Source organism: Billgrantia sp. Q4P2 (assembly GCF_052806135.1).
On sequence record NZ_JBRBAI010000010.1, the window covers coordinates 1 to 13,024 of the forward strand.

The 13,024-nt window shown below is 66.4% G+C and carries 10 protein-coding genes; 8 read left to right on the plus strand and 2 right to left on the minus strand.

The window, feature by feature from the left end:
- Positions 1 to 43: 43 nt before the first annotated feature.
- Together ACUY1T_RS16555 and ACUY1T_RS16560 are read left to right on the plus strand one after the other, a co-directional pair.
- Positions 44 to 982 (plus strand): electron transfer flavoprotein subunit alpha/FixB family protein, encoded by a 939-nt coding sequence (locus tag ACUY1T_RS16555; RefSeq protein ID WP_446024678.1) that lies wholly within the window; start codon positions 44 to 46, stop codon positions 980 to 982.
- 209 nt (positions 983 to 1,191) lie between these two features.
- Positions 1,192 to 1,803 carry a superoxide dismutase gene (locus ACUY1T_RS16560; protein WP_234273414.1) on the plus strand — a complete coding sequence of 204 codons (612 nt, stop codon included), beginning with the start codon at positions 1,192 to 1,194 and terminating at the stop codon, positions 1,801 to 1,803.
- A gap of 174 nt (positions 1,804 to 1,977) precedes the next feature.
- Here ACUY1T_RS16560 and ACUY1T_RS16565 read toward each other — a convergent pair whose 3' ends face one another.
- The gene (locus tag ACUY1T_RS16565) at positions 1,978 to 2,916 is read right to left on the minus strand and encodes a sucrase ferredoxin (protein WP_446024679.1); all 939 of its coding nucleotides are present in this window, start codon (positions 2,914 to 2,916) and stop codon (positions 1,978 to 1,980) included.
- A complete protein-coding gene (locus tag ACUY1T_RS16570) occupies positions 2,913 to 3,755 on the minus strand; it encodes an ABC transporter ATP-binding protein (RefSeq protein ID WP_446024680.1) in 843 nt (280 codons plus the stop codon). Before ACUY1T_RS16570 ends, ACUY1T_RS16565 begins: the two co-directional genes overlap by 4 nt.
- A 182-nt stretch (positions 3,756 to 3,937) precedes the next feature.
- Here ACUY1T_RS16570 and ACUY1T_RS16575 point away from each other — a divergent pair, with 182 nt between their 5' ends.
- Genes ACUY1T_RS16575 through ACUY1T_RS16600 form a run of 6 tightly spaced genes read left to right on the plus strand, consistent with a single transcriptional unit; the run spans position 3,938 to position 13,018 of the window.
- A complete protein-coding gene (locus tag ACUY1T_RS16575; protein WP_446024681.1) occupies positions 3,938 to 5,380 on the plus strand; it encodes a DHA2 family efflux MFS transporter permease subunit in 1,443 nt (480 codons plus the stop codon).
- A 22-nt stretch (positions 5,381 to 5,402) separates the two neighbouring features.
- Positions 5,403 to 7,163 (plus strand): IucA/IucC family protein, encoded by a 1,761-nt coding sequence (locus tag ACUY1T_RS16580; protein WP_446024682.1) that lies wholly within the window; start codon positions 5,403 to 5,405, stop codon positions 7,161 to 7,163.
- 4 nt (positions 7,164 to 7,167) lie between these two features.
- Positions 7,168 to 9,003 (plus strand): IucA/IucC family protein, encoded by a 1,836-nt coding sequence (locus tag ACUY1T_RS16585; RefSeq protein WP_446024683.1) that lies wholly within the window; start codon positions 7,168 to 7,170, stop codon positions 9,001 to 9,003.
- Between the two features lie 9 nt (positions 9,004 to 9,012).
- Positions 9,013 to 9,789, plus strand: coding sequence for an HpcH/HpaI aldolase family protein (locus ACUY1T_RS16590; RefSeq protein WP_446024684.1), 777 nt, complete (start codon positions 9,013 to 9,015; stop codon positions 9,787 to 9,789).
- Entirely contained in the window at positions 9,786 to 11,060 is a 1,275-nt protein-coding gene (locus ACUY1T_RS16595) for a type III PLP-dependent enzyme (protein WP_446024685.1), read from the plus strand. Before ACUY1T_RS16590 ends, ACUY1T_RS16595 begins: the two co-directional genes overlap by 4 nt.
- The gene (locus ACUY1T_RS16600) at positions 11,057 to 13,018 is read left to right on the plus strand and encodes an IucA/IucC family protein (protein ID WP_446024686.1); all 1,962 of its coding nucleotides are present in this window, start codon (positions 11,057 to 11,059) and stop codon (positions 13,016 to 13,018) included. Before ACUY1T_RS16595 ends, ACUY1T_RS16600 begins: the two co-directional genes overlap by 4 nt.
- The last annotated feature ends 6 nt before the right edge of the window (positions 13,019 to 13,024 follow it).

Below are 13,024 nucleotides of genomic sequence, written 5' to 3' on the forward strand. Positions count from 1 at the left end.
AACTCAAGAACGAAGCCAAAGTGCTTTGAAGGGAGCCGATTTCATGAGCATCCTGGTTTTAGCCGAACATCATGATGGCCAGCTCGCCGGCGCCACCGCCCACGTGGTCGCCGCGGCCCAGAAAGTGAAAGAGACCATCGGCGGCGACATCGACATCCTGGTCGCCGGGGAAAACGTCGGCGCCGTGGCCGACGCCGCGGCCAAGCTCGACGGCGTGAGCAAGGTCCGCGTGGCCGACCATGCCGTCTACGCCCACCAGCTGGCCGAACCCCTGTCTGCTCTGCTGGTCGAGCTCGCCGGCGGCTATTCCTATATCCTCGCCGCCGCTTCCACTACCGGCAAGAACGTGCTGCCGCGCGTCGCCGCGCTGAAGGACGTCAGCCAGATCTCCGAGATCGTCGAGGTGGTCGACGCCGACACCTTCAAGCGCCCCATCTACGCCGGCAACGCCATCGCCACGGTGAAGAGCGCCGACAGCCTCAAGGTGATCACCGTGCGCAGCACCGGCTTCGATGCGGTGGGCGAGAGCGGTAACGCTGCCATCGAGAGCGTCGATACGGTCGTCGACAACACCCAGTCCACCTTCATCAAGCAGGAGCTGGCCCAGAGCGACCGCCCCGAGCTGGCCGCGGCCAAGGTGGTCATCTCCGGCGGGCGCGGCATGGGCAGCGGCGAGAACTTCAAGCTGCTCGACGGCATCGCCGACAAGCTGGGCGCGGCCATCGGCGCCTCGCGCGCGGCGGTGGACGCCGGCTTCGTACCCAACGACATGCAGGTGGGGCAGACCGGCAAGATCGTCGCACCGGAGCTCTACATCGCCGTGGGCATCAGCGGGGCGATCCAGCACCTGGCCGGCATGAAGGACTCCAAGGTGATCGTGGCGATCAACAAGGACGAGGAGGCGCCGATCTTCCAGGTCGCCGACTATGGTCTCGTCGGCGATCTGTTCGAGATCCTGCCGGAGTTGGAAAGCAAGCTGTGACCCCTCGTCCGGGTCGCTGAACGAAGCCGGCTCCGCAAGGAGCCGGCTTCTTGCTGAGTGGCCGCTCCGTTCTGGGCGGAGGCACACTGTCTGGTGTAGTGTGTTCGTACCTTGAGAAAAAGGAGTCTCGGGACGGTTGAAATCGCCGGTCGGCGACCGCACTTCATTTGTTTGCAGCACAACCACAGCCACCAAAGGAGATGACCAACATGGCACATACCCTCCCTGACCTGCCGTACGCCTACGATGCGCTCGAGCCGCACATCGATGCCATGACCATGGAGATTCACCACTCGCGTCACCATCAGACCTACGTCAACAACCTGAATGCCGCCCTGGAAGGCACGGGTTTGGAGGACATGCCGGTCGACGAGCTGCTCGCCAATCTCGATCGCGTGCCGGCGGACAAGCGCCAGGCGGTGATCAACAATGGCGGTGGGCACTCCAACCACACCATGTTCTGGCAGATGATGTCACCCAACGGGGGTGGCCAGCCCAAGGGCAAGGTGGCTGAAGCCATCGATAGCGAGCTGGGTGGCTTCGAGGCCTTCAAGGATGCTTTCACCAAGGCGGCCTTGGGCCGATTCGGCAGCGGCTGGGCCTGGCTCAGCGTGACCCCGGAGAAGAAGCTGGTGGTGGAGAACAGCCTCAACCAGGACAGCCCCATCTCCAACGGCAACACCCCGGTGCTGGGCCTGGACGTGTGGGAGCACGCCTACTACCTGAAGTTCCAGAACAAGCGTCCGGACTACATCGCCGAATTCTTCAACGTGATCGACTGGGAGGAGGTGGAGCGCCGCTATCAGCAGGCGACTGCCTGATTCCAGCGTCACCACGCTTCATCAATCGCCGCGGCCCTCGGGCTGCGGCGATTGCGTTTGGTCTGCAAGACCGCTCGGAAACATGGCCAGCCACGAGTCGGGTGGCCAGGCGCTGAGGTCGGGTCAAGTGTCGAATCTGGCAAACATTGCGGGAATGAGCGATTCGAACAGGGTTCATGAGTGCAGCGCGGCCATCTCGATGGCCTGTACCTGTGTTGCCACCCATACCTGGCTTGCTGCGGGCGGGCCCGCGGCCAGGTCGGCACAGGTGTCGTAGCGCTGGATCATCCTGGGCTCGCAGCGCACCGCGAGTCGCCCCGTGTCGCTTGCGCTACGCCAATCTATCGCTATCCATCCTTGGCTCGATTCCTGCTCATTGCTTGGTTGGGCCACCGACACGTCAGCATGAATGCTTCGCGAGGCCAGCCACTCCAGTGCCGCGACCTGGGCGCACTGCTGCACCGGGCTGAGCCGGGAATCGCCGCGGTAGCAGGGCAGGTAAGGGCGGTCTGCCATCTCGCTTTCGAGTAGCGGCAGTACGTCTTCGTCGCCGATGCGGCCGTACTTGCGCAGGGCGGGAAAGACCACGGCACTGGCTGCCAAGCGGCAGCCACCCAAGTGGGTGCTCTCCCATACCTCGAAGGGCAGGGCACGCTCCGCTACTGCTGCGTCCAGGGCCTTGTAGGTGGCATAGCCGAACTTGGCGCAGCACTTGTCCTTCTTGCCATGGGTGCAGCACAGCAGCAGCGCCGCGTCGGGCGGGGAGGCCTCCCAGTGCGCGAGCGGCTCGTTCCGCTCCAGCGCGGCCAGAAAAGCCGACAGTTCGTCGCGTGTCACTTCGAAACGGCGATTCTCCGGCATCAGGTAGAGGCAGTGGCGTGCACTGGGCTGGTCGCGCCGATGAATCAGGTTGACCCGTCGCCCCGCATCGGCAATGGCCTCGAGCCGTGTCGACACTTCATCGCCCATGTCGCTGGCCCGGCGCAGGCTGCGCTGCCATTTCGGCCGCGGCCAGCTGAGCAGCAGGTTGCGCTCGGCATGGGCGGCACTGCCCGCCAGCGGGTCGCCCTGCGCAAGGCTTTCCCGGGTACAGAAACGCTGGGTGGCACTCATGCAGACAACGCCTCCTTGCGCCTGACGTGAGAGGGGGCGCTACCCAGGGCCGGGATGCAGACCGGCCGGCCGGTACTGGGTGCGCTGATCACCTCGGCATCGAGATCGAATACCTGCTTGAGGTTTGCCGCGGTAAAGACCTTGTCCGGGGGACCGCTATGTTCGATGTGTCCGTTGCGCATCATCACCAGCACGTCGGCATGGGCGGCGGCCAGGTTGAGATCGTGCAGCACCACCAGCAGGGTCCGGCCACGCTCGTGGGCCAGCCGTACCAGCAGCTCCAGCAGATCGACCTGGACCTTGAGGTCGAGAAAGGTGGTCGGCTCGTCGAGCAGGATGAGATCGGTGTCCTGGGCCAGCACCATGGCGATCCAGCAGCGTTGGCGCTGGCCGCCGGAAAGGGCGTCCACCGGACGCTCGGCAAGGTCCGCGACCCGCGCCACGGCCATGGCCTCCGCTACCGTCTCTTCGTCCTGCCTCGACCATTGCCGCCACAGGCGCTGATGGGGAAAACGCCCCATGCCGACCAGCTCGCGTACCGTCATGCCCTCCGGCGCCGTGGGGCTCTGGGGCAGGATGCCCAGGCGGTGGGCGACTTCACGGGTGCGGTAGCGGTGTATCTCCTGGCCGTCGAGCAACACTCGGCCTTTTTGTGGCGTCAGCGTCCGGGCCAGGGTCTTGAGCAGCGTGGACTTGCCGCTGCCGTTGGGACCCAGCAGTACCGTGAGGCGGCCCTCGGCGACGCGAAAGTCAACGTTCTCGAGGACGCGACGATCCTCGTAGCCGGCGGTCAGGCCTTCGCCCAGCAGGCGGCAGGCTTGGGAACGAGAAGTGTTCATCGGCGATACCACAGCTTGAATGCAGCGACGAGTATAAGCGTTTCTCATTTCCGATGCGACGTATTACATATAATTACCAAATGCTTTTGATAACTATTTGTATTTAAGAATTGACTGTGACAACCTTGGGGCATCGTCCAGGTTCGTCCCCATGCCACTCATGGGGCGTAGGGAAGAAAGGAATGCCATCTAGGGATAGTGCCGCGCGTCGAGTGCTTGTCACCGTGCTGCTGGGAACCTTCACCGTCAGTCTCAACAACAGCGCCTTGAATCTGGCGATACCCGAGTTGATGCGGGTATTCGACGCCGCCGCCATCCAGGTGAGCTGGGTCATGACCCTGTTCCTGGTGGCGATGGGCATGACCATGCCGCTGACCGGATTTCTTGCCAAGCGCTGGGGCGCGCGGCGCTTCTACCTGCTGGGGCTGTGGCTGTTCCTGTTCGCTTCCCTGCAGGGGGCGCTGGCGACGGGCCTGGCCTGGGTGCTGGCGGCGCGAGCCCTACAGGGCATGGCCGCCGGCCTGATGATACCGCTCTCGCTGCCGTTGATCTTTGCCGCCTGGCCTGCCGAACGGCGGGGGCGGGTGGTAGGGGTCTGGGGGTTCGCCGTGATGATCGCGCCGGCCATAGGGCCCAGCGTCGGTGGGCTGCTGCTGGAAGTGAGTTCCTGGCAGGCCCTGTTCCTGATGAACTTGCCCGTCGCCGTCCTGGCTTTGGCGGGCGCTCATTTTTGCCTCGAAGAGGGCGAACGCGACCGCGAGCGTCGCTTCGACCTGCCCGGCTTCGTGCTGGTGACCCTGGGAGCGGGCGGGGTGCTTGTCGCCCTGGCCGGCATGGCGTCGCCTGCCGATCTCCTCGACGCCGCCCATTGGGGACCGCTGGGTCTCGGAGTGGCGTTGCTGGTCGCCTTCGTCAGGGTCGAACGACGTGCCTCGCAACCGCTGCTCGAACTCCGCCTGTTTGCCATCTCTCCTTTCCGCGCCAGCGTGCTCATCGCCTGCGCTCAGGCCGTTTCTACCTTCGGGTGCCTGCTGTTGATTCCGATCTGGATGCAGCGTGTCCAGGGCTACGACGCCCTGACTACCGGCCTGATGTTCCTGCCCACCGCGCTGATGGCGGCTATCTGCTCGCCCTGGGCCGGGCGCCTGGTCGATGGCCGTCGGGCGCGCCAGGTGGTAACTGGCGGCCTGGTGGTGTCGGCGGTAGCGCTGGCAGGCCTCGCCGCGCTGGGCAATGAGGCGCCCCTCTGGCTGATCGGCATATTGATGGCGGCACGCGGGGTCGGTCTTGGCTTCGGCTACCTGCCGGCAACCACGATCGGGCTCAACGCCGTGGGGGACGCTCGTGTCGCCCAGGCCTCGGCAATGAACAACCTGGCCCGGCGGCTCGCTTCGGCGTTGGGTGTCGCCATCCTGGCCCTGCATCACGACCTGCGTACATGGCAACTCGCCGCCGAGGGGGCCGTTCCCGAAGCGGCTGCCCTGGTGGCGTTGGGCGAGGCCTTTCTCGTCCTGGCTGCCCTGCTTCTCGTGGCGACGCCCCTGGCGTTGTCGCTTCCCTCCACCCGCCATGAGGTAACGCCAGCTCATGATCCATGTAGAGCTACCCAGATTTCCCGCAAGTGAGCGGGAGGCCAGCCAGGCCACGATGCCGACTCCACACGCGAGCTGTCCCTCTTATGGCAGCCATCTTCAGGCCAAGGAGACCACCCTGCGTGCGCTGCTCAACAGCTACCTGCGAGAGACGGGGTGCCACGATCCGCGTCATGACGAGACCGGCCTGGTGGCATCGCTGCTCGACGTCGGTGAGCCCTTTCGCGTGAGGTTGCCCGCAGGTGAGCTGATCGGCACGCTGCGCGATTTCTCCCTGTCGGGACAGCATCGCTATGGTGCGGCCTTCTATCTGCACGACGATCAGGGGAGGGTGGTGCCTCTCGACATGCAGGACATCATTCAGCGGCTGCTGGAATCGCTGAGTGAGCCGGCGGTCGACAATACCCACGAGCTGCGGCTGTGGGACATGCGCGACAAGATCAACAACAGCTTTACCCGGATGGCGGCGCATCTCGACGCCTTCCATCACCGTCAGGGCAGTGCGCCGGCGGAGGCATTGGATTTCATCGCCGCCGAACAGTCGCTCTACCTAGGCCACCCGTTCCATCCCTTCCCCAAGTGCTCCCAGGGCGTGGAGCGACGCGCCTTCGACGACTACAGCCCGGAGCGCGGTGCCCGCTTCCAGCTGCACTACCTGGCCGTGCGCCGCGACCTGCTGGTGGAGGCATGGCTCGATGGACCCGACGACGGAATGGCGGATGAGGTGCTGGAAGCGGCCCGGCAACGGCTCGGCGAGCGCCACGCCGACTATGTCCTGCTGCCCATGCATCCCTGGCAGGCGGGTTACCTGCTGGGTCAGCCGGATGTTCGCCTGCTGCTGGAGGAGGGGCTTCTCGTCGACCTCGGCGCTCAAGGGCCGCTGGCCTATCCCACCTCCTCGGTGCGTTCGGTGTGGGTGCCGGAGACCGGCCAAGGCTACAAGCTGCCGCTGCAGGTGCGTATCACCAACTTGATACGCGAGAACACCCTCGAGCAATCGCGCCGTACGCTGGACGCCGCGCGGCTCATTCATCGTCTTCGCGATGAGCTGGAGAGCGACGCCTTCCAGGTGGTGATGGAGACCGGCTATCGCACCCTGGACCCAGGGCATCCGGCGCTGGACAGCCATCGCGCTGCGGCCTTCACGGTGATCTATCGGCCCATGCCGGTCGAGGCGCAGCATGCCTGCGTGCTTGCCTCGCTGCTGGAACCCTACCCCGGCGAGGCGGAGCCCAAGCTGGTGGCGGCGATTCGCCAGGGAGCAGGCGGCGAGGTGGACCTGAAGCGCTGGTTCGCGGCCTATCTGGAGGTCTCGCTGGTACCGATTCTCGAGATTCTGGCGCGCACCGGCGTCAGCTTCGAGGCTCATCTGCAGAACAGTCTGCTGAGGCTGGAGCGGGGCTGGCCCTCCACGCTCTACGTGCGCGACCTGGAGGGCGTGAGCCTGGACCGCGAGCAGGTCACCCGCCTGCCGGCGTGGCCTTCGCTTGGTATCGCAGCGGACAGCCCGCTGCTCTACTCGCCGGAGGTCGCCTGGCGGCGCACGCAGTACTACTTCTTCGTCAATCATCTTGGAGGCGTGGTAAACGCCTTGGCAACTCACCTTGGCGTCGACGAGAGGCACTTCTGGCGTCAGGTGGGCGACTGCCTGAAGCGACTGCGCGAAGCGGGGGACTCACGCCTTGCGGCCTACGCCGAAGACCTGCTTCAGGCAGACCACTGGCCGGCCAAGGCCAATCTGCTCAGCTGCTTCCGGCAGCGGGGTGCAAGTCCGCTGTTCGTCGATATCGTCAACCCCATCAAGCGAGTTGGATGACCACATGGAAGCGACCCTACGATCCCCGCAAACGAGCTTCGACCTCGGGCAACTCCCCTCGTCGCCGGAGTACGTGCGCGTGCAGCAGCGGGTGCTGCGCCAGTTCATCCAGGGCTTGCTGTTCGAAGCGGTCCTGCCAGTCGTCGAGGAGCCGGTCGGGCCGGGTGAGCTGCGCGCGTTTGCGCTGTCGGGGCGTGACGTCCAGGGGCGTGAGGTGAGTTACACCGCCTGGGGTGCGCGTAAGGCCAGCTTCGGTCGGGTGCGCCTGGCGCTGCGGCCCGTTCAGCGCCGCGATGCGGACGGCCATCGGCAGGAGGCGACCCTGGCCGGCTTCATGGCCGAGGTGATGGCTACGGTGGTTCCCGCAGAGCGCCTGCCCTATCTGCTGGAAGAGCTGCAGCAGACCCTGCTCAAGGATGCCCAGTCGCGGATATTGAGCGGCATGCCGACCAGCCCCGACCTTGCATGGGACCATGATGCCTGGGAAGGGTGGCTGCAGGAGGGCCATCCCTATCATCCGAGCTACAAGTCCCGGCTCGGTTTCACGCTTGCCGACAACGCGGCCTATGGCCCCGAGTTCCGCCAGGACGTCCGGCCGGTCTGGCTGGCCGTGGCCCGTGAGCATTGCCGGGTCTCGCTGTCGGCTTCAATGAGCCTGGCTGCCTTCTTGCGCGAGGAACTGGGCGAGGCGACGCTGGCACGCTTCCGTCGCCTGCTCGTCGCGGCGGCACGGCGCCCGCAGGACTACGTGTTTCTGCCGGTGCATCCCTGGCAGTGGAGCCACGTCATCCTGCCCACCTTCCAGGCCGAGCTGGCCGATGGGCGTCTCTGCTACCTGGGCACGGGCGACGACGCCTACCTGGCCCAGCAGTCGATCCGCACCCTGGCCAATACCAGCCGGCCCCGACGAGCCAACCTCAAGCTCGCGTTGAGCATCGTCAACACCTCCACCAGCCGTATCCTGGCTGCCCATACCGTGGAGAACAGTGCACGCATCAGCGACTGGCTGCATGACCTGGTGACCCGTGACGAAGCGGCGCGCGAGTACGGCGTCGTCATCCTGCGTGAGGTGCTGGGAGTGGCCTATGACGCCTCGCGCCTGGCCGAGCCGCAGCGCAGCCTGGCCTACGGTACCCTGGGCGCCGTCTGGCGCGAGAGCCTGCATCGTTACCTGTATCCGGGCGAGCGTGCGCTGGCCTTCAACGGCCTGACCCAACTGGCCGCCACGGGGGTGCCGATGCTCGACGGCTGGGTGCGGCATCATGGCGTGACGGCCTGGACCCAGCGGCTGCTCGAGGTCACGGTGACGCCGCTGATTCACCTGCTCTACGCCCATGGTATCGGCCTGGAATCCCACGGTCAGAACATCCTGCTGATCCATCGCAACGGCTGGCCCGAGCGCATCGCGCTCAAGGATTTTCACGACGGGGTACGTTACAGCCCGGCGCTGCTGGCCGAGCCCGAACGCGCGCCCTGCCTGGTGCCGGAGCCGGCCAGCCACGCTGCCGTCAATCGCAACTCCTACATCCAGACAGAAAGTGCCGACGAGGTGCGCGACTTCACCTACGACGCCTTCGTCTTCATAGCCCTCACCGAGCTCTGTCTGTGCCTGGAGCAGCACTACGACCTGCCGGAGGCCAGCTTCTGGGAGCTGACCGCGGAAGTCATCCGGGATTACCAGACCGCGCACCCCGCGCTGGAGCCGCGCTTCGCATTGTTCGATCTCTTCGCGCCAACGGTGAGCATCGAGGAATTGACCAAGCGTCGGTTGTTCGGCGACGCCGAGAAGCGCTTCGCCACCCGCGACAACCCGCTGTACCCCTACCGGCCAGGCGCCTGAGGAGAGCCGATGTTGACGCCCAATGAACTCAAGCGCCGGCTGGCGCGAGGCGAGACGGTGCTTGGCCTGTTCGCCTCGATCCCCACGGCGGTGACCGTCGAGATGATCGGCCAGGCCGGCTTCGATTTCGTCATCCTCGATACCGAGCACACCCTGGTGAACCCCGAGACCCTGGAGCACATGCTGCGCGCCGCGGAGCTCACCGGGCTCACCGCGTTGGTGCGGGTGTCGCGCCCCGACCCGGGCATCGTGGTGCCTCTGCTCGATGGCGGCGCCCGGGGGATCGTGCTGGCTGACGTGCGTGGCCCCGAACCCCTGCAGGCGCTGAACGAATGCCTGCTCTTCCATCCACTGGGGCGGCGCGGCATGAACAGTGGCCGCCCGGGGCGCTTCGGTGCCGACGACCTGGTCGACTACCTGCAACGGGCCAATGACGAGCTGATGCTGGTGCCGATGATCGAGAGCCTGGAAGGGGTGGAGAACCTCGAGGCCATCCTGCAGGTACCCGGGGTGGACATGGTACTCGAGGGTGCGGCGGACCTGTCGCAGTCGCTGGGCCTGCCCTGGCAGACCGAGGCGCCGGAGGTACGCGAGGCGCTGGACCGTATCCAAGCGGCCTGTCGCTGCGCCGAGGTGCCGTTCTGCGCGATCCCTCGCAGTGCCGCGCGGCGCGACTACTGGCGCGAGCGGGGCGTGCACGCCTTTGTGTTGGGCGACGAACGCGGCACGGCCTTTCGTGCCCTGCAAGCGAAGCTGGCCCCCTATCGTGAGGAGACGAGCCCATGACCAGCGTGGCCAAGATTCTGCCCCGGGCGCCCTGGAGCCCGCCCTCGTCGGCGGTCAGGCGTTGCCTGGCGGCACTCGGCGAGCCGGCTCCCGGCAGTACGCGCGAACCTGTCTGTGCCTTTGTCTACGACCTGGCGGCACTGCGCGAGCACGTTCGTGCCATGCTGGCGGGGCTGCCGCAGCCCTGCCGGCTCTATTACGCCGTCAAGGCCAACCCAGACCGGCGCCTGGTCGAAACCCTGGCGCCCCTGGTGGCGGGGTTCGAAGCCGCCTCGATCGGCGAGATCCGCCGGATTCGTGAAGTCAGCGGATCGGCGCCGGTGATCTTCGGCGGCCCCGGCAAGAAGGATGCGGAGCTCGAGGAGGCGCTCGCCCTCGGCGTGAAGCGCATTCATGTCGAGAGTTTGCACGAACTGCGCCGGCTCAATCTGATTGCCGAGCGACGCGGCAGGGTGGTGCCGATACTGCTGCGGGTGAACCTGCACGACGCACTGCCCGAGGCCACCGTCACCATGGCCGGGCGGGCCACCCAGTTCGGCATCGACGAGCCGCAGGTGGAGGAGGCGATCGAGGCGGCCCGGCGCAGCCCGGGGCTGCGGCTCGACGGCTTCCACATGCACTCGATCTCCAACAATCTAGATGCCCGCCTGCATGCACGGCTGGTAGCCACCTACCTGGCGCGAGTGCGCGCCTGGGCCGAACGCTTCGACCTGCAGATCCGCTGCCTCGATGCCGGTGGCGGCTTTGGCGTCTCCTACGACGAGCGCCCGGACTTCGACTGGGCGGCCTTCGTCGAAGCGCTGCGCCCACTGCTCGCCACCGACCCGCTGCCCGGGGCGGAGCTGCTGTTCGAGCCGGGGCGCTACATTGCCGCCTTCTGCGGCTACTACGTTGCCGAAGTCATCGATCTCAAGCAGAGCCATGGGCGCCACTTTGCCATCCTGCGCGGCGGCACCCATCACTTCCGCCTGCCCGCTTCCTGGCAGCACGACCACCCCTTCGAAGTGGTGCCGCGCCACCATTGGCCCTATCCCTTCCCGCGCCCCGAACTCAATGCCCAGCGCGTGACCCTGGCCGGCGAACTGTGCACGCCCAAGGACGTGCTGGCCCGGGAAGTGACTGTGGCACGGCTGAGGGTCGGCGATCGGGTGCTCTTCCATCGTGCCGGTGCCTACGGCTGGACCATCTCCCATCACGACTTTCTGGGCCACCCCCATCCCCGGCATCTCTACCTCGACGATTGCCACGACGACAAGGAGCTTGTCCGATGACTGCGTTATCTTCACCGACCGATGCGGATTTGGCCGAGGCAGGGCGCCTTGCCGAGGCGCGCGTGCTGGGCGATCTCGTCGACACGCTGCTGGCCGAAGGCTTTCTCGACGACCAGAACGTCGATTGGCCGGCGTCCGATACGCTGCCTGACGCCCTGGCCTGGCCGCGAGGGGTACAGTGTCTGCGCTGGTGGACGGCGCGCGAGGCGGGGGAGGCGGTGCTGATTCCGCTGCGTGGCGCGATACTGCCGCCGCACCGCCATGTCGCGACGGCCGGCGTGTTCGCGGCGAGCTACCGCGACGATGGCACCCTCGCCACCTGGTGGCGCCTGGCGCCGGCCGAGCTGCTCGAGTTCGTGGTGAAGCACTGCCTGAACGACGCTCAGCGCCAACAGCCGGGGGTGGCCAACGTTCGCCGGCTGTTGCTCACCACCCTGTGGCAGACCCGCCAGTCCATCGCCGAGGCGGCGCCGCTGGACATGCCGCAGAGGCACACCGCGGCAGCGAGCCTGCGTACCCTCGAGCGGCGTGCCGCGCTGCGCGATCGCCCCTTCCATCCGCTGGCCAAGGCCAAGGAGGGGCTCGACGAGGCGGACCATCGTTGCCATGCGGCGGAGTTTGCACAGACCATCCGCATGCGCTGGCTGGCCATGCGACGAGACTGCCTCACGACCGGCAGTGGGGCGGCGCCCGGGGCGTCGGAGCCGGCAGATCTGTTGCTGGATGCCACGGCGCGCAGCAAGCTGGAAGAGGAAATGGCAAGGCGTGGCCTGGACCCTCACCGTTATATGGCGCTACCGGTGCATCCCTGGCAGTTCGAGCACGGCTTGCCGCGTCATCTCGCTGCCATGCTGGAGGCAGAGGAGGGGGTGGCACTGACGACGGCCGTCGGCGACTACACGGCAACCTCTTCGCTGCGCTCGCTGGCGCCGCTGGACGAGGGCCGCTTCCACCTCAAGCTGCCGATGGCGGTTTTCTCGCTGGGGGCCGCCCGCTACCTGCCGGCGGTCAAACTGATCAACGGCGAGCGAGGCCAGACGCTGCTCGAGCAGGCCAAGGCACGGGATCCGGAACTCCAGGCACGGCTGTACCTGTGCGACGAGCGCCGCTGGTGGTCCTACCTGCCGCAGGGTAGCGGGCTGTTCGACGACCCACCCCGCCACCTGGGAGCGCTGGCACGGGAGTATCCGGCTTCACTGCTGGAAGACCCCTCGGTACGCCTGGTACCGATGGCAGCGCTGGGTGTATCGAGCGTTCAGATGGCGCGTGCCGGCGAGCACCCCTTCGACGCCTTGCGGCAACAGCGCGGATGGAGTGACAGCGAGGCGGCGATGCTCGCCCTGTTCGGCGAAGTGTGCGACACCTTCTTCGATATCGCGCTGCGCCTCTACCGCCTCGGGTTGATGCCGGAGATTCATGGCCAGAACGCCGTACTGGTATGCCGCGACGGTCGCCTCGAAGGGCTGCTGCTGCGCGATCACGACTCGGTGCGCCTGCATCGTCCGTGGCTTGACCGCCATGATATCGACGACCCTCGATACCGCATTCGCCCGGGCTACTCGAACAGCCTCTACAACGAGACGCCGCAGGACCTGCTGTTCTACCTCCAGACCCTGGGCATCCAGGTCAACCTGTTGGCCATCGTCGAGAGTCTGACGCGTCACTATTCTCATCTCGGCATGGCGGAAGCGCGGCTATGGCAAGAGATGCGCGTTCGCCTGGAAGCGCGAATCGTGGCGCTGCCGTTCGACGACGAGCAGCGGCGTACCCTGCACGCCGTGCTGTTCGAAGCGTCGCGTTGGCCGTTGAAGTGCGTGCTGCGACCGCTGTTCGAACAGCAGGGCGTGCCTGGCAGCATGCCTTCGGGCAAGTCGAGCCTGCCCAACCCGTTCCACGCGGCAATGCTGGGCAGCCGGGAGCGGGAAGGCGCGTGCGTTGTCGGGGCTGAACCTGTATAAAGGGGC

Excerpts from the sequence above, each read along its gene's own strand:
- ACUY1T_RS16555 (WP_446024678.1), top strand. The coding sequence starts at position 44 with ATGAGCATCCTGGTTTTAGCCGAACATCATGATGGCCAGCTCGCCGGC.
- ACUY1T_RS16560 (WP_234273414.1), top strand. The coding sequence starts at position 1,192 with ATGGCACATACCCTCCCTGACCTGCCGTACGCCTACGATGCGCTCGAG.
- ACUY1T_RS16565 (WP_446024679.1), bottom strand. The coding sequence starts at position 2,916 with ATGAGTGCCACCCAGCGTTTCTGTACCCGGGAAAGCCTTGCGCAGGGC.
- ACUY1T_RS16570 (WP_446024680.1), bottom strand. The coding sequence starts at position 3,755 with ATGAACACTTCTCGTTCCCAAGCCTGCCGCCTGCTGGGCGAAGGCCTG.
- ACUY1T_RS16575 (WP_446024681.1), top strand. The coding sequence starts at position 3,938 with ATGCCATCTAGGGATAGTGCCGCGCGTCGAGTGCTTGTCACCGTGCTG.
- ACUY1T_RS16580 (WP_446024682.1), top strand. The coding sequence starts at position 5,403 with ATGCCGACTCCACACGCGAGCTGTCCCTCTTATGGCAGCCATCTTCAG.
- ACUY1T_RS16585 (WP_446024683.1), top strand. The coding sequence starts at position 7,168 with ATGGAAGCGACCCTACGATCCCCGCAAACGAGCTTCGACCTCGGGCAA.
- ACUY1T_RS16590 (WP_446024684.1), top strand. The coding sequence starts at position 9,013 with ATGTTGACGCCCAATGAACTCAAGCGCCGGCTGGCGCGAGGCGAGACG.
- ACUY1T_RS16595 (WP_446024685.1), top strand. The coding sequence starts at position 9,786 with ATGACCAGCGTGGCCAAGATTCTGCCCCGGGCGCCCTGGAGCCCGCCC.
- ACUY1T_RS16600 (WP_446024686.1), top strand. The coding sequence starts at position 11,057 with ATGACTGCGTTATCTTCACCGACCGATGCGGATTTGGCCGAGGCAGGG.